The sequence below is a fragment of the Yeosuana sp. genome, from assembly GCF_057126245.1.
The window spans coordinates 53988-77358 of sequence record NZ_DBNGMQ010000066.1; the positions used below are offsets into that span (position 1 = coordinate 53988).

Genomic DNA, 23371 nt, shown 5'->3' on the forward strand with positions numbered 1-23371 from the left:
ATGCTTATAACTGTTTCAATAAAGCTTCTACTGCTGTTTTCAACTGCGTATCTTCGCCTTTTGCTTTATCATCAGGGTTATTAGTTACCAAAACGTCTGGAACGGCAGGTCCTAATTCCATATTAGACCTGGTAGACTTTGCATACCAACCTCTAAATGGCATTCTAACATAAGATCCATCAATTAATCTGGCCGCACCAGTAGAAATAACAGCACCAAATGTAGGCTCACCAACTAAGGTTCCAATACCTAAAGTTTTATAGGCATGAGAAAATATTTCAGCATTGGAATAACTTGTAGAATTACAAAGCGCAACAGATGGTTTTGTCCAGGTAACTAATGGCAAACGCTCACTATATGGATAATGATTTACAAATTTTGTTTGTTCTTTTTCTAAATTATCAGCGGCACCTCTTGGAACTGTGTAAGAATGCTGTTTTACAGTAAGAACAGCCATTAAATAATCGGTTGTCCATCCGCCTCCGTTATAACGAACATCGATAACCAAACCTTTTTTTTCCAAACCAGCGGAGGTTAATTCTCTTTCAAATTCTTCAAAACTTTGCCAATTCATTCCTTGAATATGAATATAACCCAATTTGCCATTTGAATATTTTTCTGTTAATCGCTTACGTTCCTTAACCCAAGCATTATAATTCTCTTCTCTATTGCTACTTTGTGGTCTTATAATGATTTCAAGAGATTCGTTTCCACGTTGTACCTCTAAATAAATTTTTTCATTGGAAGTGCCTTCTAAAAGACGATAAACATTTAAGTCTTTAGTAAGCTTCGTCCCATTTACTGCTGTAATTATATCTCCTTTTTGAATCGTACTTGCGGCTCGATTCGCAGGCATGCCATAGGTAACATGATTAACCTTTAGACTAATATTATTTTTAGGTTCAAATTCAACACCTAATAATCCCGTGGATTCTCTTTGCAGGTCTTCACGATTTTCTCCACTTCTGAAACCCATATGACTCGCATTAATTTGACCTAACATCCAGTTGAATATATTTTGAAAATCTATTCGTGTCGATGCTTTCATTGCCAATGGCTTATATTTATCTTTCAAAGCACTCCAATCTTGTCCATGGAAATTTGGATCATAAAACCCATCATTAATGGCTTTCCATCCTTCCTCAAAAATCTGATTAGATTCCTCTGAATAATTGATATCCATTTTAGCTGAAATAGTTAAGCTTTCAGATTTATTATTGGATAAAGTAACACTCGAAAGTGTTCCAGAACTAAGCGTCATAAACATGGTTTTACCTTTGTTGTCAACAGTAATTCTTGATGGTCTTTTGTTTTTAGTGGTAATTTCTTTTTTATCTTTTCCGTTCCAAGAAATTTTGTATAAATCTGATTCAACTTCGGCATCACCTCTACTTCCATTGCCCGTTGTATAGTAAATAGTTTCTCCTTCTTTAGATATATATCGAGCAAATTCACCTCCTACAAAATTTGTGACTTGTACCTGACGTTGATGTATGTCATCAAAATCTATGACAATATCTTTAACAGATTTAGATTCACTTTTCTTTTTATCGGCTTTATTATCATCTTTTTTGTCATCCTTTTTATCGTCAGTATTCTTTTCCTCTTCCCAATCCTGTACTGTTTTTTCCCAATCAGCTGTATTCAACCAAACAAACCATACGTCGTAATCGTTATTATTTCTATTGGATGAAAACACTAACTTTTTACCATCTGCACTCCAAATTGGTCCACTATCTTGTTTTGGATGCATTGAAATATTGACTGGTTTTTTAGTATTATCGGCTTTATGAATATAAATTTCACCGTTAAAATCTAAGTCATCCAGACTATACGCCAACCATTTAGAATCTGGAGACCACACAACATCACTCGGCGTTGCCCAACCATCAAGTAAGGTGATTTCCTTTGACATCTTACCCTTTTCATCAATTTGAGCCGAAATTAATTCGCCTCTGCCACGCTGGTAAACAATGGTTTTTCCGTCTGGAGATATGATTGGATTTGATTCATTTTCATCTGTTTTAGTCAACCTTGCAACATCATGTTTAAGTGAATTTAACAAACTTGATTCTTTCGTGTCATCAGATTTTAAAAGATATAAATCACTCTGACCTTCTCTATCTGAAACAAACACAATAGTGGTATCATTTAACCATGTTGGCATTCTGTCTCTGTATGCAGATTTTGATACATTGACTGTTTTTTTATTATCCTTATCGGTCGATCTTATAAATAATTCACCTCTAATAACTAAAGCGCTTAATTTTCCGTTAGGGGAAATAGCAATTTCATCCACTCTATTTGTATACGTTTTATGAACAACAGGATTAAATCTAAAATCTGAAGCTAAATTTAAATCAATTTCTTTTTGCGATTTTGTTAAAGCGTCTATTTGAAATAACTTATCACCTCGAATAGCAACCATTGTTTTTCCGTTTGCACTTAAGTTAAACGAAAAAATGCCCATATTTTTAAAAGTGGTCACTGGTTCGATAACTCCAGTTTTTTGTCCTTTCGTATTTATAGTTAATTTATGCACATTGTATTTACCTGATCTTGACGATTGAAAATAAATAGTTGCATCATCACCCCATTGCGGATAAAAATCATTTCCCTCAAAAGACGTTAATTGAGTGTAGGCATCTTTAGCAATATCATACAACCAAATATTTCTGTTAGCCGGGCCTTGATACGCTTCACGTTGAATTCGGCAATTTCCTTTTACAAACACAATAAATTTCCCATTAGGAGAGCGCTTTGCATCAAAACCAACCGTTGTCATATAACGTGTTGGAGTTCCGCCTTTATCGCTTACAATGTGTGTTTCATATTCACGCTCTACCTGAGCAAAATTTCGACGTGTTGAGAATATAATATCACCATATTTTGTGTAATCGGTAATATAATCTGAAGCAGAATGAAAGGTAATTCGTTTAGACAAACCACCTTGAGATGGTATGGTAAAAATATCATTATTTCCATAACGATTACTTTCAAAAGCAATAGATGTTCCATCATGACTCCAGAGCGGATTCGAATCATAGGCTTCATGAACTGTTAATCGTTTGGTGTTTTCTCCGTTAATAGTGGCCGTCCAAATATCACCTTGATAATTAAAGGCAATATTTTTTCCATCAGGACTTACCGATGGTGCACTAATTAAAGGGGTTTGTGAAAAACAAATGGACGTAAAAAGCAACGAAATAATAGAAAATTTTTGTAGGAATTTCATAAAATGATATTTTACCTTCAAAAATAATTCTTTTTGAAATTTTAAGCATTTATTTTAAGCTACTTAACAAAAAATTATGAACTTCTGCACATAGTATTAATGGTCTACCGAACTCAACGCATAAATAGCAAAACTACCCAACCAATGGCCGCCTTCGTAACTATCGCCTACAATACTTGGCAAGGAATAACTGATATGTTGATTGGCGATATTTTTTAAATGGTGGTAATCAGGAAGGTTTTCAGCTATTTTGTTTAAACTCCAGGCTCTTGAAAAATTAACACCATCTAAATGCACTAATTGGCCATCCGTTCTATCTGAAACTAAGCCTACTTCAAGTGTGTAATTTTCTTGTTTTAGCTGAGGCAAAAATGCTTCTAACCATACGTTAAATTCATCATTTGGTAATAAGCGTTTCATTAAAGCCGCTTCTTCTAAACAAGGTGATAAAAAATCGCTTCCACTGGGTTCCCATGACATGGGACACTCTGTGTCATTCTGAAAGAAATATTTAGCACGTTCTATTATCGCCGTTTTCAAAGGATCATTTTTTAAAGCATCAGCATAATCATAGGCGAATGATAAGCCAAATGCTGTATTGGGATGCGTACCAACACGCAATGGATAGTTTAACTTTGGTAAAAACTCAATATATTTTTCTACAATCAAATTAGTTAATGGTTGCAAATTAGTTTCTAATTGTCTAGCTATTGCCTCATCCCAAGTATGTAATTCTTCGGTTAGTTTTAATAACCATGCCCAACCATAGGTACGCTCAAAGGATTTGTTGTGTTCGTCATCAAAAAAGGAAACTTCAGTTAATATATTTTCTTTTGAGATGCTTTTAAGCAGTCTTTCTTTAATAGCATCAGCTTTATCTAATTTTGGAAACATTTTTAATAAACGGACTAGGCTCCAATGCCCATGAACGGAGGAGTGCCAATCAAAACATCCATAAAATGAGGGATGTAAGGTTTTTGGGGATTTTAAATCAGCATCGCTTCCTAGCGTTTGCCCTAACTTGTTTGGATATTCCGTATCCAAGCAATGTAATGGTAATTGAGCTAAACGATTGGCTTGTTCTAGATTAAGTATAGGAACTTCCACAATTTTAGGTTTAGAGTGTTCTACGCTGTCTTTTTTTTCTTCTTTGAATTGGTTACAAGCCATAAGAACAATAAATAATGTGACTAAATAATATCTCATATAAATTTATCTTAAATTCAGTAAAGAGTCAACCCAACCAACCTTCTCTATCCAAGCTTCTATATTGAATCGCTTCACTTATATGGGAGCCATTCACCACTTCAACACCTTCTAAATCGGCAATGGTTCTTGACACTTTTAAAATTCTATCATAAGCACGTGCAGATAAGTTTAAACGCTCCATGGCTGTTTTTAATAACTGCTTGGAACCGTCGTCTAAAACACAATACTTACGAATTTGTTTCGTGTTCATTTGCGCATTATAATGCACCACATCGGAATCTGAAAATCGCTCTGTTTGAATCTCTCTAGCTTTGGTAACCCGTTTTCTAATTTCAACAGATGTTTCACTTTTCCGGTCTTCTGATAGTTTTTCGAAAGGTACTGGCGTGACTTCAATATGTATATCAATGCGGTCTAATAACGGACCAGAAATTTTACTTAAATAGCGTTGCATTTCAGCAGGACTAGAGGTCACTGGTGCATCGGGGTCGTTAAAATAACCACCCGGACTGGGATTCATACTCGCCACCAACATAAATGATGATGGATAGGTTACCGTAAACTTCGCTCTGGAAATAGTGACTTCTCTATCTTCAAGCGGTTGACGTAATACTTCTAAAACGCCACGTTTAAATTCCGGTAATTCATCTAGAAACAACACGCCATTATGTGATAAGGATATTTCTCCGGGTTGCGGAAATGCACCGCCTCCAACTAACGCCACATCGCTAATTGTGTGGTGCGGACTTCTAAACGGGCGTTGTGCCATAAGTCCACTGTCTTTAACCCGACCAACCACTGAATGTATTTTAGTAGTTTCCAACGCTTCTTGAAGGGTCATAGGTGGTAAAATACTGGGTAATCGTTTGGCTAACATGGTTTTTCCTGCACCTGGCGGACCAATTAAAATAATATTATGTCCACCTGCAGCCGCAATTTCCATACAACGCTTAATGCCTTCTTGTCCTTTAACATCAGAAAAATCAAACTCTGGAAACTCTAAATTTTTATAAAATTCTTCGCGTGTATTGATAATAGTTTGTTCCAATGGCTCACCTTTATCAAAATAATCAATCACTTGTTTTATATTATCGACGCCATAAACTTCCAAATCATTTACAATAGCCGCTTCCTTAGCATTCTGACTAGGTAAAATAAACTTTTTAAAACCTTCCTCCCTCGCCTTTACGGCGATTGGCAAAGCACCTTTAATAGGTTGCAAACTTCCATCTAATGAGAGTTCACCCATAATAATATATTGTTCTAAATTTTCTGTTTGAATTTGCTTTGATGCTGCCAGAATACCTACGGCTAAGGTTAAATCGTAGGCACTTCCTTCCTTACGTAAATCGGCCGGTGCCATGTTAATGGTAATTTTTTTTCCAGGGATTTTATAACCATTATTTTGAAGTGCAGCTGCTATGCGGTAATTACTTTCTTTAATAGCGTTATCAGGCAGTCCAACAAGGTGGTAGCCTATGCCACTATCAACATTCACTTCAACCGTAATAGTTGTTGCTTCTACCCCAAAAACGGCGCTTCCAAATACTTTTTTAAGCATATAAATAGTTTACTCTTTAAATGTAAGAAAAGTATTTTAAAAATTTTAAATAACAAATACCCATTCTAATTAATGATACTTTTTATAAAGTAATTCATAATCTTCCATAATATCAATATCTACAACAACGTTTTTTCCATCAACATACAATAACCTATCTGAATATTTTTCTAATATTTTTTTTGCCCCTTTATCATCATTTAATTGTAACAATTCTTCAAAATAAAATTCATTAAAAATAGCTGGAACCCCCAATTTATCGTGACGATACAAGGTACAAGTCAGCTCATTCTTATTTTTTTGATACGTATCAATAAGCGACTTCAAATAATTAGAATCTATAAGGGGTTGATCGGCCAACATAATAAGAACATGGTCAATCTCAGACTGTGATTGTTTAATATGGCTAATACCAAAAGCTATAGATTTACCTAAACCTTCTTTCCAATTGTTATTTTTTAATACGGTAATATCATTGGTATTAATTTTAGATGTTATTTTTTCATAATTCGCGCCTAAAACAAGGCAAATACTATCTGTATGAATATTTTTTACAGAATTAATGCAGTGTTGCAACAAATTAGTTTCTTTCCATTTAAGGAGTTGTTTTGGAAATCCTATTCTAGAAGCATTACCAGCTGCAAGAATTAATACTGCTAATTTTGACAATTGAAATTATTTTAAATATGAATTCTTCCTACTTTCTCTTTTAAAGACTTAGGCTCTTGATGTCTAACTATTGACAAAATTTCGGAAACGATAGAAATGGCTATTTCTTGCTGTGTTTCGGCGCCTATATTTAATCCTGCTGGCGCATTGATGTCTTCAATAAATGCTTCATCTACCTCAGGACAATATTCTAAAAATTGGGATAAGAGTTTTTCTCGTCTTTTTGAGGGGCCGAGGATTCCTAAATATGCCGGTTTAGAGTCTTTCAATTCCAACAAATATTTTAAGTCATTCGAAAAATTATGAGTCATTAATATAACAGCTGTCTGACTATCAATAGAATCCAGTTCTAAGGTATCTGGAGATACTGAAAAGAAAGTTGTTGCTCCGGGAAAATCTGAGATGGTTTTAGATTCTAAAGGACCCGATATTACGGTAACTTCCCAACCACTATAATGTGCAAGTTTGCAAAGCTGAACCGCATCATGTTCGGCTCCAAAAATCATTAATTTAAAACAAGGTTTTAGGGTTTCGTCAAAAACTAAAAGGTCATTCTTTATTTTGAAATCTTTTGAAATTGAATAGGATTTATTTTTAAAAAAAACGATTGAACCAATGGACTCATTTTCTCCTATCTCTTTTGAATAATATGATTTAATTATAAATGAATCTCTGTCATTTAAACAATTTTGAAATGCATTAAAAAACGCTTTCTCAGGATTAAAAGGTTCAATTAATATATAGAGTATTCCTTCACAACCCAAACGGTATCTACCATCATAGGTCATCATTTTTACTTTACCTGTTTTAAAAACTGATTCTGACTGACGGAGAATATCTTTTTCTACACAGCCACCACTAACGGCACCTATCATTTTCTCGTTTTCAAGAATAAGCATTCTTACTCCTGGTTTTCTATAAGATGAGCCTTCTAAATCAACCACCGTTACTAAGACCGATGATAAACCCTGTTTTTTTGCTAATAGGTAGCTCTCAACTATTGTTTTGAATTCATGCGTCATAAAGTCAATCTGTAACTAAATTGCTATCCAAGTATTTTTTTTGTCTGAATATGATTGGCAAAAGGCAGTTGTGTTAATCGCTGTCCTGTTGCTTGAAATAGCGCATTTGCCAAAGCACCTACAGCCGGCGGTAATCCAGGCTCGCCTAACCCGGTTGGATCGATGCCATTATCAACAAAAAATACCTCTATTTCTTCTGGTGCTTGTGAATGACGCATCAATTGATATCTGTCAAAATTTGTTTCATTAACCATACCATTATTAAAGGTTAACTGACTGTACATAGCATGACCAATTCCATCGATAACGCCACCTTCAACCATGTTTTTAGCAGCATCAGGATTTACTACAATACCACAATCAACCGCGCACCAAACTTTTTTAACTTTTGGCTGACCGTTTTCTAAAACTAAATCAACAACCTCGGCAACATAAGAAGAATGACAAAAATAGGCTGCTACACCACGATAAATACCTTCCTTTTTCTCACCCCAATTAGATTTTTCTTTAACTAATTTTAAAACTTCTGCATAGCGTTCCGCTTCATAATCATTTTCTTCACCTACAGGATTATTAATGGCATTATCGAAAAGTTCCAAACGGAAATCAATAGGATCTTTTCCAGCTAATTCCGCCACCTCATCAAGAAATGATTGTTCAGCACCAGCCGTAAAATGTGATTTTGGCGCGCGCCATGCACCCGTAGTAATATTTGTTTTCCCATTTATTATTTCAGCAGAATAATTCTCAACTGTGCCCGCCGGAAAACGGTTTGGAAAAACAGGGCTTTCAGGCAAACCAGCACCCTTTACACTAAACACAATTAAATTATTATTTTCATCTAATCCTGCTTTGTATGTTGCCTGGTATGCGGGTCTGTAGGTACCTTGACTCATGTCATCCTCTCTCGAATAAATAAGTTTAACCGGTGCTCCTATTCGTTTCGAAATAGCCGCTGCTTCTACTCCAAAGTGGACATAGAGTCTCCTTCCAAATCCTCCACCCATTCGCGTCATATTAACCGTAATATTCTCAATTGGAAGCTTTAGGAGTTTAGCAACAGATCCTTCAAGAGCTTCAGGGGTTTGTGTTGGACCAATGAGTTCTGCTGAGTCCTCAGTAACATGAGCGAAGAAATTCATTGGTTCCATCGTATTGTGCGCTAAAAACGGAGATGTATACGTTCGTTCGATTACTTTAACTGCCTTCCCAAAGGCCGCATCTGGATTTCCATCCTTTCTTATTTTATTAACTTCTCCAGACTCAATTGCAGCTGCTAAATTAACTAAATGCATTTCTGAATCTTCCAATTCACTCACAACATCCCAGTTAGCTTTAATGGCTCTTTTTGCTTTCATTAATTGCCAGGTAGACTCTCCCACAATAGCAATAAGCTGAAGGAATCCTTTTTCATCTGACCAAGTTGGCTCTTCAATAGACGTATCAATAATGAAAGCATCTGTTACACCTGGCATATTTTTTATTTCTTCTTCATTGAAGTCTTTTAATTTCATACCAAAAGCAGGTGGATGCTGAATCATAGCGAGTTTCATGCCTTCTCTTTTGAAATCTAATCCGTATAAAGGCTTTCCTGTGATAATGTTTTTACCATCTACATTTTTAACACTTGTTCCTATTAATTTAAAATCACTAATTTCTTTCAGATCAACTTCTTCAGGAATTTCAATACCAACAGCTTTTGAAGCGATTTCTCCATAGGTTACAGATCTCTCACCATTTTTTTCTTTGATAACCCCTTGAACTGCAGTTAATTCTAAAACCGATGTTCCCCATTCTTTTGCTGCAGCTTCCAATAACATTCTCCTGCCCGCAGCTCCAGCCATTCTCAAAGCATTCCAACTTAATCTAATAGATAAACTTCCACCTGCAAATTGATTTTGATAGAATCCTGTATTCAAAGGGGCTTGTTCAACGACCACATTATTCCAATCTACATCTAATTCTTCAGCAACAATCATTGGCATAGAGGTTTTTACATTCTGTCCTATTTCCGGATTAGGAGAATATATGGTAACCATACCGGTATCCCCTATTTTTATATACCCATTTATATCAAACCATTCTTTAGGAACGGCTACTTGTTCAATTTTAGAGTCTGTAATGCATCCAGTTAACCAGCTAAAGCCTATAAGCATGCCTCCACCTGCCGCGGCAGATACTTTCAAAAATGAACGACGGTTGTATTGTGTTTTTACTTTTGTCATGATTTCTTAGTTTATAGCTTTGATGCGGTTTTGATTGCTTGTTTAATTCTTATATAAGTTCCACACCTACAAATGTTTCCATTCATTGCGGCATCAATATCCTTATCATTAGGATTTGGATTATTATTAAGTAATGCTGCGGCTGTCATTATTTGTCCACTTTGGCAATATCCACATTGTGGAACGTCATGTTCAAGCCATGCTTGCTGCACTGGGTGATCTCCTTCTTCTGATAAGCCTTCAATAGTGACAATATCCATACCTTGTAATTGGGAAACTAGTAACGTACAACTGCGCAATGCATTACCGTTAACATGAACCGTGCATGCACCGCATTGCCCAATACCACAACCATATTTAGTTCCTACAAGGTTTAGGTGATCTCTTAAAACCCATAATAAAGGGGTGTCCATTTCAGCCTCCACAGAGTAGACTTTATTGTTAATTTTTAAATTGAATGTTGGCATTTTTTTAATATTAGTTAAAAAATAAATTCAGATAGTTTATATGTGTTAGTATTTCTATAAAAATAAAAAAAATAAAGGTATTTTAGGAGATAATATTGTTTTAACATTTATTTCAAAAAATATAATTTAGAAACTTAAATCAATTTGATGATAGATTCAAAGCGTATTGGCTTATTTCTTGGTCCTTTTCTTTATGTTTTAATTCGCCTTTTTTTTAAACCAGAAGGTTTATCAGAAGATGCAAATGGCATTTTAGCATCAACAGTTTGGATTGCTATTTGGTGGATTACTGAAGCAATTCCTATTGCCGCGACTGCATTATTACCCATTGTTTTATTTCCACTCTCTGGAAGTTTAGATTTGGCTTCCACAACAACCTCATACGGTCATAAATATGTATTTCTGTACCTAGGTGGTTTCATCATTGCCATTGCTATTGAAAAATGGAATCTACATAAACGTATTGCTCTTAATATTATAAACCTTATCGGGACTAATGTTAAAAAAATCATTCTAGGATTTATGGTGGCAACGGCATTTTTATCTATGTGGATTTCAAATACTGCCACCTCAGTCATGATGCTTCCTATTGGCATTGCCATTATAAAACAACTAAAAGACAATCCAGAAACTGATAAAGATGAAAATTTAATTTTCGGAAAAGCATTGATGTTAGCCATTGCCTATAGTGCATCTATTGGTGGTATAGCGACTTTAATTGGCACGCCTCCAAATTTAGTTTTAGCAGGTATTGTTTCAGAAACTTACGGTTATGAAATTACATTTTTACAATGGTTCAAGTTTGGTTTCCCCATTTCAATAGTATTAATTTTTATTTGTTGGAAATATTTAAGTTCATTCGCTTTTACATTTAATCAACAAGAGTTTCCAGGGGGAAAAAAAGAAATTAAGCATTTGCTGTCAGTGTTGGGAAAGATGGGATATGAAGAAAAATTAGTCGCCATTGTTTTCTTTGTAACTGCTTTTTGTTGGATTACAAGATCTTTTCTATTACAAAAACTATTACCGCAACTTGATGATACAATTATTGCTATTGTTTTCGCACTAGTTTTATTTATAATTCCGTCAAAAACTAAAAACAAACAATTAATTTCTTGGAAAGACACCAAAAAACTGCCTTGGGGAATTATTCTCTTATTTGGTGGAGGCATGGCATTAGCAAAAGGTTTTGAGACTAGCGGATTAGCCTTATGGATAGGAAACCAAATGACCGCATTAGGGGGATTAAACATTATAGTCATTATTTTATTACTAATTGCTTCAGTAAATTTTTTAACAGAAATAACATCAAATTTAGCAACTACTGCGATGCTTTTACCTGTTTTAGCACCAATGGCTTTGAGTATAGATGTTCATCCTTTTATTCTTATGGTTAGTGCTACTGTTGCAGCGTCTTGCGCCTTTATGCTTCCCGTTGCTACACCACCGAATGCCGTTGTTTTTGGCTCAGGCTATTTGAAAATTTCAGACATGGTTAGGAAAGGTTTTTTTATGAATATCATATCCATACTCATATTAACGGGTTTTGTATACCTGGCGCTCCCTGAATTGTGGAATGTTATTATTGAAGGTTTTCCTGATTCCCTTAAAAAGTAGTTTGACTAACAAATTCCAAAGCGCGTTTTTCATTGTAATAAATATTTCGTTTGTCAATAAACCCAACGTGGCCACCGTGTTTAGGCATTTCTAAAAATAGATTTGGGTTATGTTTGGCTTCTTTAACAGGGTAACACTCTGAAGACAGAAATGAATCGTTTAGCGCGTTGATAATAAGCGATCGTGTTTTAATATTCGGTAGAAATTGCAAACAACTACATTTTGCATAATAATCTGACCCATCTTTAAATCCATGTGCTTTTGCAGTATATACATTATCAAAATCGTATAAAGTTTTTATAGAATTAAAATTATCTAAACTTAAAATATCTGAATAATGTTGCTGTTTGATTCGTAGCCTATCGACCAAGTGTTTTTTAAACCTATCGTGATACAATTTATTTTCAAACGTGTGTAATTTTCTAGCGGAACCTTCTAAAGAACAAGGTACTGAAACAGCTACAACCGCTTTTATTTGGTTCGGAATTTCAGAACGCTCTCCTAGATATTTCAAAGCCATATTAGCTCCAAGACTTATACCTTTTATATAAATGTGCGTATAGGTTTTAGTTTTAATGATATGATCAATAACAGACTCCAAATCTTCTGTGGCACCTGAATGATAAGAACGGAATTTTAAATTCTCGCTTCCGCTGCAACCCCTAAAATTCACACTCACAGCATCCATATGATTATCATTAAAAAGTTTTGCCGTTCCCGTAATATAAGGTCGTTGTGCATGGCCTTCTAAACCATGAAGTAAGATGATGACTTGAGTTGTTTTTTCTTCTGAAAAACTCCAGTCTAAATCAAGAAAATCATCATCCGGAAGGGTAATGCGTTCACGTTTTTGCACAACACCTTTTACTTGTCTTACCAAACCGGAATACACAGTAGATACGTGACCGTTTTTAAATAAGAATGGTGGTTTATAATTGCTTTCTATTATGGGCATTTGGGTGTTCGTTACTTGTTGTTGGTTAATGATTTTGGTTATTAGACATAATAAACTATCTTACTTCGAGACTTGCAAACTTAAAAGATGTGCCATCAAATAAGCCTTTATCGCTTAATTTTAATGATGGTATTACCAAAAGTGCCATAAAAGACAAGGTCATATAAGGAGCGTGTAAGGTGCTCCCCAATCGTTTTGCCATACCATCTAATTCAGCATATTTTATCCCAACAGTTTCTCCATCTTGGTCGCTTATAATGCCTGCTACCGGTAGTGGAATAATTTTTTCTTCGGAATTAGACACAGCACAAATACCTCCTTTATTTTCAATAATTAAATTCACGGCTTTACAAATAGCATCGTCTGAAACGCCTACAGCAATGATATTATGAGAATCATGACCAACCGACGAGGCAATAGCACCTTCTTTTAAACCGAAATTCTTTATAAAGGCAATCGACGGTTTTTGGTTCTGGTAGCGATTAACAACAGTCATTTTTAAAATATCCTTCTGAATATTAGAAACCAAATTACCATTTTCTATCAAACTATCCTCAATAATTTCGCTAGTTACTAACTGCCCTTCAAGAGCTTCGATAACTCGAATTTGTTTTACTGATGAATCAAACCTAAATTCTGAAACATCTTTCTTATCTGTTTTAAAATTATTTAAAAGTTCAAAGTCAACGGGCTTGATGAGTGATTCTCCTTTATCAAATACTAATTCACCATTAATATACGTTTGAATGATTTTAAAATCTATCAAATCTTCGACCATAATACAATCTGCAGCATCACCTTTATGGAGCAAACCAACATCAAGATTATAATGATTTACCGGATTGATACAGGCGGCTTGTAATACTTTAAATACATCTATGTTTTTAGCAATAGCTCTGGCACATAATTTATTAATATGATTAAGAAGTAAATCGTCTGGATGCTTGTCATCACAGCAAAACATCATGTTTTCAAAATATTCTGGTAATAAGTCAATTAAAGCTTCAAAGTTTTTAGCAGCACTCCCTTCGCGAATCAACACTTTCATTCCTTTTTGAAGTTTTTCTAAGCCTTCTTCGAACGTAAAACATTCATGATCTGTTGTAATTCCTGCATTGATGTATTTCGTAATATCATCGCCACGTAATCCCGGAGCATGACCATCAACGGGTTTGTTATAATCTTTTGCCCAAGCTATTTTCTTCATCACCTCTTTGTCATCAAACAAAACACCTGGATAATTCATCATTTCTGCTAAATACTTGATATCCGGATTTTTGAGTAGTTTTTTAATATCTTCTGAATTGATACGAGCACCAGCCGATTCAAAACTCGTAGCAGGCACGCAGGAAGGTGCACCAAAATTGAACTTGAAAGGTACTTTTTTACCATTTTCAATCATAAACTCAACCCCTTCAACACCGAGCACATTGGCTATTTCATGCGGATCTGATACCGTTGCAACCGTGCCGTGCTTTACTGCTAACCGCGCAAATTCACTAGGTACCAACATAGAGCTTTCTATATGAATATGGGCATCAATAAAACCAGGCAAAATATAGTGATTCACATCATGATTTTTTTCTAAAACAGATGTGATTTTCCCATTCTCAAAGGTTACTTCCCCCTTAAATATTCGTCGGTTTTGTATATCAACTATTTGCCCTTGTATTATCATTTATTCAACTCTATTTTTAAAATTTCTTGTGTTTTTTCTGTTACTTTAAAACGATCATCAGGCCGTTTACCTATAACCCAAACAATCGCATCACCAGATATTAACAACCAGATATTTTCTTTTTCAATTAAAGATAACTTTTCATCTTTTAAGTATTTACTCAACTTCTTTTTTCCATTCATACCTAACGGATAAAAAAAGTCCCCTTCTTGCCATTTCCTAATTGAAAGCGGGTATTTTAAAAGTGCATTATCTACATAAAGGATATTAGATTTCGTAGACGACATATCAAACTCCAGACTAAATTGCAAAACTCCGTATGGAATTTGGATATTAGTATCGTTTTGAGCTATTGTAATCACTTGATATTTTTCATCAGATGTTATATTCGTCAATATCAAATAATCCCTATCTTTCAATAAGCGATGAGTAGAAGAAAACACTTGCTTACCTGTTTGGGCATCTAATAAATTAACAATATCATTCCATTCTGTAAATCCAAAATCTTTTAAAAACTCATGAAGATAGGCTTTCGGGTTTTTTAGAGTTTTGAATTCTGATATTTTAAACTTTAATGTGTTGACATCGATATTAACAATAGCACGTTTGAAAACCGCATTTAAGCTGTCTTCAACTATATCAGCCGTGTCATTCAAATTACTCAACGTCTTTTGAAAATTTCGCAGTAACTGTGGGTTGATTTCTTTCAAGACAGGAATCACATCATGACGGAGTTTATTACGTAAATATTTAGTTGATGCATTACTGCTATCAATACGCCATTTTAGTTGATGTTCTTTAGCGTAAACCTCTATATCTTTAGTTGAAAATAGTAGTAATGGTCGAACTATTGCACCATTAATTTCCGGAATCCCCTTTAAACCATTAAGCCCCGTTCCTCGTGATAAATTAATTAAAAACGTTTCTAAGTTATCGTCAGCGTGATGTGCTGTTAAAATATAGTCGAATTTTAGCTGGTCTTTTAATTTTTGAAACCAATGATAACGCAAGTCTCTGGCTGCCATTTGAGTAGACAATTTATGTTCTTCAGCATACGCATTGGTATCAAAACTTTCAATAAAAACTTCCAAATCTAAATCTTCAGCTAATTGCAATACAAAATCTTCATCGGCATCACTTTCATCACCTCTTAAATTAAAATTACAATGTGCTAAGGCAATATTTAACTTTAATCGATGACATAGACGGGTTAATACCACACTATCAATCCCACCAGAAATGGCTATTAAAAGTCGGCTATTCTTTAAAAAAGAAAAACGCGTATCAATATGATTTTGAAATTGTGCAATCATATTTCAAATATACAACTTTGAATATTCAAATTAATATCACGTTGTTAATATAAAATGACAATAATCAGGATTTATGATGCAAAAAATATGTATCTTAATAACATTAATTTTAAATACTATTATTATGTGTTCAATAGAAAAAATTAACGATAAAGCCACAAAATTAGCATTTGACAAACGCGTAGTTTCTACAACACAACAAATACATCCCTATGTAAAACACAGACTATATATTGCTGAATCGACAGGAATTTTACCTAAAAAAATGTATACATCAAACGGTATAATTGATGATAGCATTGCTGAATTTTATGAAAATGGATTTGATGTTGACAGCGATATAAACACTATAAAAATCAAACTTTTCAAAATAGCCAATGCTAATTTAGAATCACTGTTTAAAAAAGAAGCGTTTCATAAAAATACCATTAGTACGAATAGCATACTTGAAGAAGAGCTTGATGAGTTAGAAGAACACTATACGATGGATGCTGATTGGGATTTTATAATGAATGAAGAGCTTAATGATATTTCGTATAAACAAGACCGTAAACACAAACACTTGTTTTTATATGCCGATAATGACAGCTCCTTGTTATCTGAATTTGATGCTGAGCATATAGAATCTAACAGATCTAAACAAATTTTAGGAAATTTATACAGCTGGTTACCATTACATGTTTCTAGCGTTATAGATTTGCTTGTTTTTGGAAAACTTAGCTTTGAAGAAATAGCAAAGGTAAAATCTATTGAGGTGAGTCGTGTAGAATTTATTTATGAGGAAGTGAAAAAACAGTTTAAAGATCATCTAGACTAATTTTCCAAAACATCTCGCATCGCTTTTGCTTTAATAAGGCATTCTTCGTATTCTTTTAGTAGGTCACTTTTTGCTGTAATGGCACCACCGACAGAATAGGACACGTATTGATTGGTTTCATTGTATAAAATACTGCGTATAACAACATTAAAATCGAAGTCGCCTTCTGGCGTAAAATATCCCACAGCACCAGAATACAAACCACGTTTGGTTTCTTCTAATGCTTCAATAATGTTCATGGCTGAAATTTTTGGGGCTCCCGTCATACTTCCCATTGGGAATGTGCTTTTAATAACATCGACAGGATGTACCGTATCTTTAATTTGAGAAATCGCTGTTGAAATCATTTGATGCACTTGTTTAAAGGTGTATACTTTACATAATTCAACGACACTTACACTACCCTTTTTAGCTGTTTTAGATAAGTCATTTCTCATCAAATCTAAAATCATAATGTTCTCGCTTCGCTCTTTTTCATCCAAAGATAATGCTGTTTTAAGCTTTTCATCTTCTTCTAAATTTAAAGAACGTTTTGCTGTTCCTTTAATAGGTTGCGAAATTATTGAATGACCTTCTTTTTTCAAATAGCGTTCAGGAGACGATGACATTAAAAACAAATCATTCAGTTTTAAGAAGGTTGCAAACGGTGGTTTTGAAATTTCGTTGAGCTTAAAATAGGTTTCTAAAGGGTTGATTTCTGTCTCTTCGGCATAAAACTCCTGACAAAAATTAACTTCATAAACATCACCACGATGAATATGGTCTAAGATACGTTGCGCTTTTTCAAAATAAGCATCTTTATGAATACGCATTTTTATTTTTATGCCTTCTTGGTTTTTTTGAATTGGTGATTTATTTAATTGTTTAATATCTTTTAAATCCTGTTCCAAATCATTTATAACAGTATTTAAATATTGAATTTCAATGTGATTTTCTTTAAATAAAAATAGCTTTTTTGGTTGGAAAAAAAATAAGTCTGGAAACTGTAAGCCATCATAATTATTAGATTCTAGGGGCTCAACATCATTCTTCAAATCATAAGTTAAATACCCAAAAATCCAATCCTTACAATTTGATTGATAATGCTTTAGTGTTTTAAACGCATCACGATAATTTGTTTGAATACTACTCATAGCATCAACGGCCAAAATAGTATCAAAACTAGAATAGGTTTGCTGGTAATTGTTAGAATCCAGCCAAACTATCTCATGAAACCTTTGACTCCAAAGGAGTAAGTTTTGTTTAAATAACTCAGGATTTTCAACTTTATGAATAATCGTTGTTCTCAATAAAAAAAATTATAGGGTAAAGTTAGTTAGAATCCTTAAAAAATTATAAATTTTGCATATTAGTTTTAAATACACAGCTATGTATACAATACAAAATAACAAACTTAAAATAGGGATTAAAAAAGCAGGTGCGGAATTATCACAAATTTCTTCTGTACAAAACACGAATGAATTTATGTGGGATGCTAACCCAAATATTTGGGCTAACCACGCACCCAATTTGTTCCCCATTATTGGAGCCTTAAAAGACGACAGCTATATTTTTGAAGACAAAACATACCAGATTGTAAAACACGGATTTATAAGATACAATGATGACATTATTTTACATGAGCAAACTACGGACAGCTTAACATTTAAATTAAGTTACAACGAATCCTTACTACAATCATATCCGTTTAAATTTGAATTTTATATCACCTACAAACTTACAGATAACGTGATTGAAGTCATTCATTCGGTTAAAAATATAGATTCGAAAACCATGTATTTTTCTTTAGGTGGTCACCCAGCATTTAAGTGCCCCTTATATAATGATAATTACAAAGACTATTTTTTAGAGTTTGAACACAATGAAAATTCGGAAAAACATCTCATTAATATTAGTAATGGTTTGATTTCTTCAAACACAGAACCTGTTTTTAATAATACGAACATCTTGAGATTAAAACATGATTTATTTAATGAAGACGCTTTGGTTTTTAAAGATTTAAAATCTAGAAAAGTTACTTTAAAAAGCGATACTTATGGTGCTATTCTATCTGTTAAATATCCCGAATTTCCGTACTTAGGGATTTGGGCAAAACCGAACGGCAATTTTGTTTGTATTGAACCTTGGTTAGGAATTGCTGATAGTGAAGACACCAACCAAGACTTTAAAACAAAAGAAGGTATTTTGTCTTTACAGGCTCAAGAAAGCTTTACAGCGAGCTATAGTATTGAAATTCACAACAATCATCTGGTTTAAATACGAATATTAGCCTTAACTTTGCCAGCTAAATTACAACTGTGACTTTTCAAGATTTAAACTTAAATACACCTTTATATAACGCCTTAGACGACTTAGGCTTTACGACACCTACGCCCATTCAAGCAGAAGCTTTTAATGTGGTTGCCTCAGGAAAAGATATGGTTGGGATTGCACAAACCGGAACGGGAAAAACCTATGCCTACATGCTGCCTATTCTTAAACATCTAAAATTCTCGACACAAGAAACACCTCGCATTATGGTGTTAGTACCTACTCGAGAATTGGTTGTTCAAGTTGTTAATGATATCGAAAACCTTGCAAAATATAGTAATGCTCGTGTTTTAGGGGTTTATGGCGGCACCAACATTAACACACAAAAACAAGCCATCGCTGAAGGTTTGGATATTTTGGTGGCTACACCAGGTCGCTTTTATGATTTAGCCTTAAGCAGAGTGTTACAAGTAAAAAGTATTCAAAAATTAGTGATTGATGAAGTGGACGTGATGCTTGATTTGGGGTTTAGACATCAGCTCATTAATATTTTTGATTTGTTACCTGAACGCAGACAAAACATTATGTTTTCTGCGACTATGACACATGATGTAGATGTGATGATTTCTGAATTTTTTAAAACGCCTGAACGCGTATCTATTGCCGTATCAGGAACACCTTTGGAAAATATTTCACAACATCGTTATACCGTTGCTAATTTTTACACCAAGGTTAATTTAGTTAGTCATTTATTGCAGGATGCTAACACTTTTAATAAAGTATTAATTTTTGTGGGTTTTAAAAAATTAGCTGATTTACTTTTTGAAAAGTTAGAAGAAACATTTCATGACCAATGTTGTGTGATTCATTCCAACAAAACACAAAATTATAGACTTAGAAGTATTGAACAATTTAGAAATGGTGAAAACCGTATTTTAGTGGCAACTGATGTTATGGCGCGTGGTTTAGATATTGATAATATTAGTCATGTCATTAACTTTGATACGCCTGACTATCCTGAAAACTATATGCACAGAATTGGTAGAACTGGTCGTGCAGAACGGGAAGGTATTTCATTATTATTTTCAACAGAAAAAGAACTTGAAAGTGTTGAAAAGATTGAATCACTTATGAATAAGGAAATTGATTTAATCGCATTTCCTGAAAACGTCGACATATCAGATCAACTTATTGAAGAAGAACGCCCTAAAATAAAAGAACGTAACAACCCTAATAAAAAAGATGAAGATGTTGGACCTGCCTTTCATGAAAAGAAAGAAAAAAACAGAAAGGAAAATTTAGGGGGTTCGTATAAATTCAAAATTGCCGAGAAATACAAAAAGCCTAAAACCAGAGGTGATAAAAATTATAATAAGCGAAATAAAAAGAAGTAGTTTTTTTCATGACGGTTATCATTAATGATATGAATCCGTTTTAGTGATTTATATCATCCGATGGGATACGCTAGATTTTTCTTATTAAAAATTAAAATCTCAACATTTTTTCAATATCCAATTTTAAATCATTATACGTTTCATAACTACCAAATCTAAAATTTCTATTTTTTCCCTTAATAATAAGTGTTGCGGGTAAGGCACCATACCAAGATTTATCAATTTTTTCGGTCCACTTCGTATAGTTTTGATCTTTAAGTACCATAACCTCTTGTTCGATGTTGTACTTATTAACAAAGGGATAAATTCGAGCATCTAGTTGTAGAACATCATCTAAACTTATTAGTAAAATTCTAATATTTCTATTTTGATATTCCATTTCTAATTGGTTGAAATGTGGCATCTCTTTGATGCATGGCGGACAATAGGTCGACCAGAAATTTAAAACTAATACATTATCAGCATTAGAATCGATAATAGCTTGAAGCTCTTCAAACGCATCTAGAATTTCTATGGTAACATTCTTATCTGTTTCTTTTGGTTTGCAGGATATAATGAGGATTACAATCAATAACGGGAAGACATATTTCATATAAATTTGAACTATTTTAACAGATATAAATATACATTATTTGTCATCGTAGTTACACTATTTATTAAAAAAATGAAGTTATAATTTAGTGGTATTACCTTATTTATTCACTAAAAAAGAAATGAAAACCTTAATTTAGCATTTGCTTATAGCATCTATTATGACTGATTCTTCAAAACTTATACATACAGCCGATTTACTATTAGATATTTCATCGCTCTTAATGGTTTCTGGAGCCAATACAACTAGAATAAATTTAAGTATTGACAGGTTTGCCTCTGTTTTAAATACTAAGGCTTCTAGTTTTATTAGTCACAAAACCATTGTGATGACTTTATATGACAAAAAAACCAATTTGAGTTGTACCAGAGTAAAAAAAATACCGCCTTACATCATAAATTTTACTTTTATTTCTGCGATTAGTAAAGCAAGTTGGACAGCCTTAAGCGAGGATTGGAGTTTAGAGCAAATCGCTGAGGAAATTAAAAGAATTAAAACCTTAAAAAGATATCCTAGATGGCTTGTTCTTGTTGCAGTAAGTTTAGCTGGCGCTGGTTTTTGTAACATTTTTAGAGGAGACTATTATAATATGCTTATAGCGTTTGTGAGCACCTTTACAGGCTTATATGTTTTTCAAGAAACACATAAACTTAAATACAACCTGTACATTCGAATTTTCTTAGGATCATTTGTAGCATCATCCTTAGCATCTTTAGGGGTAATTTATAATATTGGTTCTAACCCATCAACTGCATTAGCAACATCTATCTTGTTTTTAGTTCCTGGAGTTCCTTTAATCAACTCCTTTACAGACCTAATGGATAGTAAAATAATAAATGGTATGGTACGATTTACAACAGGCGCTATGATTGTATTTGCGATGGCTATTGGCTTATTTTTAGCCATGTATATTTTTCAAATAAATTTAAGAGGATGATAGAAATTACACTAAAATTATTAGAAGTATCCTTTTGGTCTGGAATTGCAGCACTTGGTTTTGGGCTTTTATTTAACATACCTAAAAACTCTATTTTAACAGTATTTTTATTGGGTGCTGGTGCTGGATTTATTAAATTTTTATTAATTCAATTTGATATACATGTCGTTCTTGCCAGCTTCACAGCGGCTTCATTTGTAGGTATAATAAGTGTCCCATTAGCACATAAAATACACCAACCACCAGTTGTATTTTCTATACCTCCTGTAATTCCTATGATTCCTGGTTATTTTGCTTATAAAACCGTTTTGTCAATAATGAATTTTACCTTTATGATTGAAGATACGGACAAACGTTTACAATTAATTAATGCTATTTTTACAAATGGATTTACCATGGTTTTTGTATTAATATCGCTTACAGTTGGTGTTGCTTTGCCGATGCTTTTAATGAAAAAGAATACGGTAAAAAACATAGAAGATTAGCATAATTGGCCATCTATGTTTTTGTTATGAAACGAGCATTTTAAAAAAAACACATCACATATATTATTGTCTTTTCAATTCATCTTTATAAATTTGCCAAAATATTTTTATGAAATCCATATTTACGTATCTACTCGCCTTTTCTTTTTTTATTACATATCAGTCACAAGCCTCTGATGACTGGAGTGCTACAGGCCATAGAGTTGTTGGTGAAATTGCTAGTAAGCATTTAAAATCTAGAACAAAAAGAAAATTAAAAAAATTACTTAATAATGAATCTTTGGCTTTCGTTTCTACTTTTGCCGATGATATTAAATCTGATGAACGTTATGATGAATTCTATACGTGGCACTTTATTAATATGCCATTAGACTCAAATTATGAGACTTCTGAAAAAAGTGAAAAAGGTGATTTAGTTACAGGAATCAATTACTGTATTAACATTATAAAAGACGAAAATTCGAGCAATGATGATAAAATTTTTTATCTAAAATTATTAATCCATTTTATTGGTGATTTACATCAGCCCATGCATGTTGGTTTGGTTGAAGATAAAGGCGGAAATGATTTTAAACTCCAATGGTTTTACAGCGACACTAATTTACATGCCGTTTGGGATAGAAAAATGATTGATAGTTATGATATGAGCTATAGTGAACTGGCAGACAATAGAGAGAAGCTTACAAAAAAACAAATAAATGCGCTACAAGAAGGCAGCCTAATTGATTGGGTTAACGACACACATCAATTAACAAAAAATGTATACGCCAATGTAAAGCCTAATGAAAATTTACGTTATCGGTATTCCTATAATAATTTTGAAATCGTTAGAGCACAACTTCAAAAGGGCGGCATCAGACTTGCTAAAGTCTTAAATGATTTATTCTAAAAAAAGAGCTTGATAATATCAAGCTCTTCTTTTGATTGTGTTCGTTTTTTGATTTT

Annotated in this window: 19 protein-coding genes; 7 read left to right on the forward strand and 12 right to left on the reverse strand. The window is 33.6% G+C overall.

The window, feature by feature from the left end:
* Positions 1-4: 4 nt before the first annotated feature.
* The 7 genes from AC15TD_RS08195 to AC15TD_RS08225 all read right to left on the reverse strand — a co-directional run bounded on the left by AC15TD_RS08195 (position 5) and on the right by AC15TD_RS08225 (position 10388).
* Entirely contained in the window at positions 5-3235 is a 3231-nt protein-coding gene (locus tag AC15TD_RS08195; RefSeq protein ID WP_484451651.1) for a S41 family peptidase, read from the reverse strand.
* 96 nt (positions 3236-3331) lie between these two features.
* On the reverse strand, positions 3332-4441 hold the full coding sequence (locus AC15TD_RS08200) for a DUF2891 domain-containing protein (protein WP_484451652.1): 1110 nt from the start codon (positions 4439-4441) through the stop codon (positions 3332-3334).
* Positions 4442-4469: 28 nt separating this feature from the next.
* Positions 4470-6005: a YifB family Mg chelatase-like AAA ATPase gene (locus AC15TD_RS08205; RefSeq protein ID WP_484451653.1), complete on the reverse strand. Its 1536-nt coding sequence runs from the start codon at positions 6003-6005 to the stop codon at positions 4470-4472.
* Between the two features lie 69 nt (positions 6006-6074).
* The gene (locus tag AC15TD_RS08210) at positions 6075-6674 is read right to left on the reverse strand and encodes a nucleotidyltransferase family protein (RefSeq protein WP_484451654.1); all 600 of its coding nucleotides are present in this window, start codon (positions 6672-6674) and stop codon (positions 6075-6077) included.
* Positions 6675-6685: 11 nt separating this feature from the next.
* Entirely contained in the window at positions 6686-7696 is a 1011-nt protein-coding gene (locus AC15TD_RS08215; RefSeq protein ID WP_484451655.1) for an XdhC family protein, read from the reverse strand.
* 23 nt (positions 7697-7719) lie between these two features.
* Positions 7720-9921: a molybdopterin cofactor-binding domain-containing protein gene (locus AC15TD_RS08220; protein WP_484451656.1), complete on the reverse strand. Its 2202-nt coding sequence runs from the start codon at positions 9919-9921 to the stop codon at positions 7720-7722.
* A gap of 11 nt (positions 9922-9932) precedes the next feature.
* Entirely contained in the window at positions 9933-10388 is a 456-nt protein-coding gene (locus tag AC15TD_RS08225; RefSeq protein ID WP_484451657.1) for a (2Fe-2S)-binding protein, read from the reverse strand.
* A 147-nt stretch (positions 10389-10535) separates the two neighbouring features.
* Between AC15TD_RS08225 and AC15TD_RS08230 the strand changes: the two genes are divergently transcribed.
* A complete protein-coding gene (locus tag AC15TD_RS08230; RefSeq protein ID WP_484451658.1) occupies positions 10536-12005 on the forward strand; it encodes an SLC13 family permease in 1470 nt (489 codons plus the stop codon).
* Here the strand turns inward: AC15TD_RS08230 and AC15TD_RS08235 are convergent.
* From AC15TD_RS08235 to tilS, 3 genes are read right to left on the reverse strand one after another with little or no spacing between them, the layout of a single operon-like run.
* A complete protein-coding gene (locus AC15TD_RS08235) occupies positions 11995-12960 on the reverse strand; it encodes a YheT family hydrolase (protein WP_484451659.1) in 966 nt (321 codons plus the stop codon). The two genes, AC15TD_RS08230 and AC15TD_RS08235, sit on opposite strands and share 11 nt — an antisense overlap.
* A gap of 55 nt (positions 12961-13015) precedes the next feature.
* Complete coding sequence (ade, locus tag AC15TD_RS08240) at positions 13016-14638, reverse strand: adenine deaminase (protein WP_484451660.1); 1623 nt, start codon at positions 14636-14638, stop codon at positions 13016-13018.
* The gene (tilS, locus tag AC15TD_RS08245) at positions 14635-15951 is read right to left on the reverse strand and encodes a tRNA lysidine(34) synthetase TilS (protein ID WP_484451661.1); all 1317 of its coding nucleotides are present in this window, start codon (positions 15949-15951) and stop codon (positions 14635-14637) included. The genes ade and tilS overlap by 4 nt, the downstream gene beginning before the upstream one ends.
* A 124-nt stretch (positions 15952-16075) precedes the next feature.
* Between tilS and AC15TD_RS08250 the strand changes: the two genes are divergently transcribed.
* Positions 16076-16768, forward strand: a complete 693-nt coding sequence (locus AC15TD_RS08250) for a sigma-70 RNA polymerase sigma factor region 4 domain-containing protein (protein ID WP_484451662.1) — start codon at positions 16076-16078, stop codon at positions 16766-16768.
* On the opposite strand, the gene AC15TD_RS08255 is transcribed toward AC15TD_RS08250, so the two are convergent.
* Positions 16765-18057, reverse strand: coding sequence for an anthranilate synthase component I family protein (locus tag AC15TD_RS08255; protein WP_484451663.1), 1293 nt, complete (start codon positions 18055-18057; stop codon positions 16765-16767). The genes AC15TD_RS08250 and AC15TD_RS08255 overlap by 4 nt on opposite strands.
* A gap of 79 nt (positions 18058-18136) precedes the next feature.
* Here AC15TD_RS08255 and AC15TD_RS08260 point away from each other — a divergent pair, with 79 nt between their 5' ends.
* Both AC15TD_RS08260 and AC15TD_RS08265 read left to right on the forward strand, forming a co-directional pair.
* Positions 18137-19024: an aldose 1-epimerase family protein gene (locus AC15TD_RS08260; RefSeq protein ID WP_484451664.1), complete on the forward strand. Its 888-nt coding sequence runs from the start codon at positions 18137-18139 to the stop codon at positions 19022-19024.
* 41 nt (positions 19025-19065) lie between these two features.
* Positions 19066-20412, forward strand: coding sequence for a DEAD/DEAH box helicase (locus tag AC15TD_RS08265; protein WP_484451665.1), 1347 nt, complete (start codon positions 19066-19068; stop codon positions 20410-20412).
* 91 nt (positions 20413-20503) lie between these two features.
* Here AC15TD_RS08265 and AC15TD_RS08270 read toward each other — a convergent pair whose 3' ends face one another.
* Positions 20504-21004: a TlpA disulfide reductase family protein gene (locus tag AC15TD_RS08270; RefSeq protein WP_484451666.1), complete on the reverse strand. Its 501-nt coding sequence runs from the start codon at positions 21002-21004 to the stop codon at positions 20504-20506.
* Between the two features lie 160 nt (positions 21005-21164).
* Here AC15TD_RS08270 and AC15TD_RS08275 point away from each other — a divergent pair, with 160 nt between their 5' ends.
* The 3 genes from AC15TD_RS08275 to AC15TD_RS08285 all read left to right on the forward strand — a co-directional run bounded on the left by AC15TD_RS08275 (position 21165) and on the right by AC15TD_RS08285 (position 23315).
* Entirely contained in the window at positions 21165-21941 is a 777-nt protein-coding gene (locus AC15TD_RS08275; protein WP_484451667.1) for a threonine/serine exporter family protein, read from the forward strand.
* Entirely contained in the window at positions 21938-22426 is a 489-nt protein-coding gene (locus AC15TD_RS08280) for a threonine/serine exporter family protein (RefSeq protein ID WP_484451668.1), read from the forward strand. The genes AC15TD_RS08275 and AC15TD_RS08280 overlap by 4 nt, the downstream gene beginning before the upstream one ends.
* Before the next feature lie 109 nt (positions 22427-22535).
* Entirely contained in the window at positions 22536-23315 is a 780-nt protein-coding gene (locus tag AC15TD_RS08285; RefSeq protein ID WP_484451669.1) for a S1/P1 nuclease, read from the forward strand.
* Positions 23316-23371: the final 56 nt, after the last annotated feature.

What these genes read in the sequence shown, in the direction of transcription:
- AC15TD_RS08225 (WP_484451657.1), bottom strand. Translation starts at nt 10,388, where the DNA reads ATGCCAACATTCAATTTAAAAATTAACAATAAAGTCTACTCTGTGGAG.
- ade (WP_484451660.1), bottom strand. Translation starts at nt 14,638, where the DNA reads ATGATAATACAAGGGCAAATAGTTGATATACAAAACCGACGAATATTT.
- AC15TD_RS08220 (WP_484451656.1), bottom strand. Translation starts at nt 9,921, where the DNA reads ATGACAAAAGTAAAAACACAATACAACCGTCGTTCATTTTTGAAAGTA.
- AC15TD_RS08200 (WP_484451652.1), bottom strand. Translation starts at nt 4,441, where the DNA reads ATGAGATATTATTTAGTCACATTATTTATTGTTCTTATGGCTTGTAAC.
- AC15TD_RS08250 (WP_484451662.1), top strand. Translation starts at nt 16,076, where the DNA reads ATGTGTTCAATAGAAAAAATTAACGATAAAGCCACAAAATTAGCATTT.
- AC15TD_RS08215 (WP_484451655.1), bottom strand. Translation starts at nt 7,696, where the DNA reads ATGACGCATGAATTCAAAACAATAGTTGAGAGCTACCTATTAGCAAAA.
- AC15TD_RS08270 (WP_484451666.1), bottom strand. Translation starts at nt 21,004, where the DNA reads ATGAAATATGTCTTCCCGTTATTGATTGTAATCCTCATTATATCCTGC.
- AC15TD_RS08205 (WP_484451653.1), bottom strand. Translation starts at nt 6,005, where the DNA reads ATGCTTAAAAAAGTATTTGGAAGCGCCGTTTTTGGGGTAGAAGCAACA.
- AC15TD_RS08235 (WP_484451659.1), bottom strand. Translation starts at nt 12,960, where the DNA reads ATGCCCATAATAGAAAGCAATTATAAACCACCATTCTTATTTAAAAAC.
- AC15TD_RS08260 (WP_484451664.1), top strand. Translation starts at nt 18,137, where the DNA reads ATGTATACAATACAAAATAACAAACTTAAAATAGGGATTAAAAAAGCA.
- AC15TD_RS08280 (WP_484451668.1), top strand. Translation starts at nt 21,938, where the DNA reads ATGATAGAAATTACACTAAAATTATTAGAAGTATCCTTTTGGTCTGGA.
- AC15TD_RS08195 (WP_484451651.1), bottom strand. Translation starts at nt 3,235, where the DNA reads ATGAAATTCCTACAAAAATTTTCTATTATTTCGTTGCTTTTTACGTCC.
- AC15TD_RS08275 (WP_484451667.1), top strand. Translation starts at nt 21,165, where the DNA reads ATGACTGATTCTTCAAAACTTATACATACAGCCGATTTACTATTAGAT.
- AC15TD_RS08285 (WP_484451669.1), top strand. Translation starts at nt 22,536, where the DNA reads ATGAAATCCATATTTACGTATCTACTCGCCTTTTCTTTTTTTATTACA.
- AC15TD_RS08230 (WP_484451658.1), top strand. Translation starts at nt 10,536, where the DNA reads ATGATAGATTCAAAGCGTATTGGCTTATTTCTTGGTCCTTTTCTTTAT.
- tilS (WP_484451661.1), bottom strand. Translation starts at nt 15,951, where the DNA reads ATGATTGCACAATTTCAAAATCATATTGATACGCGTTTTTCTTTTTTA.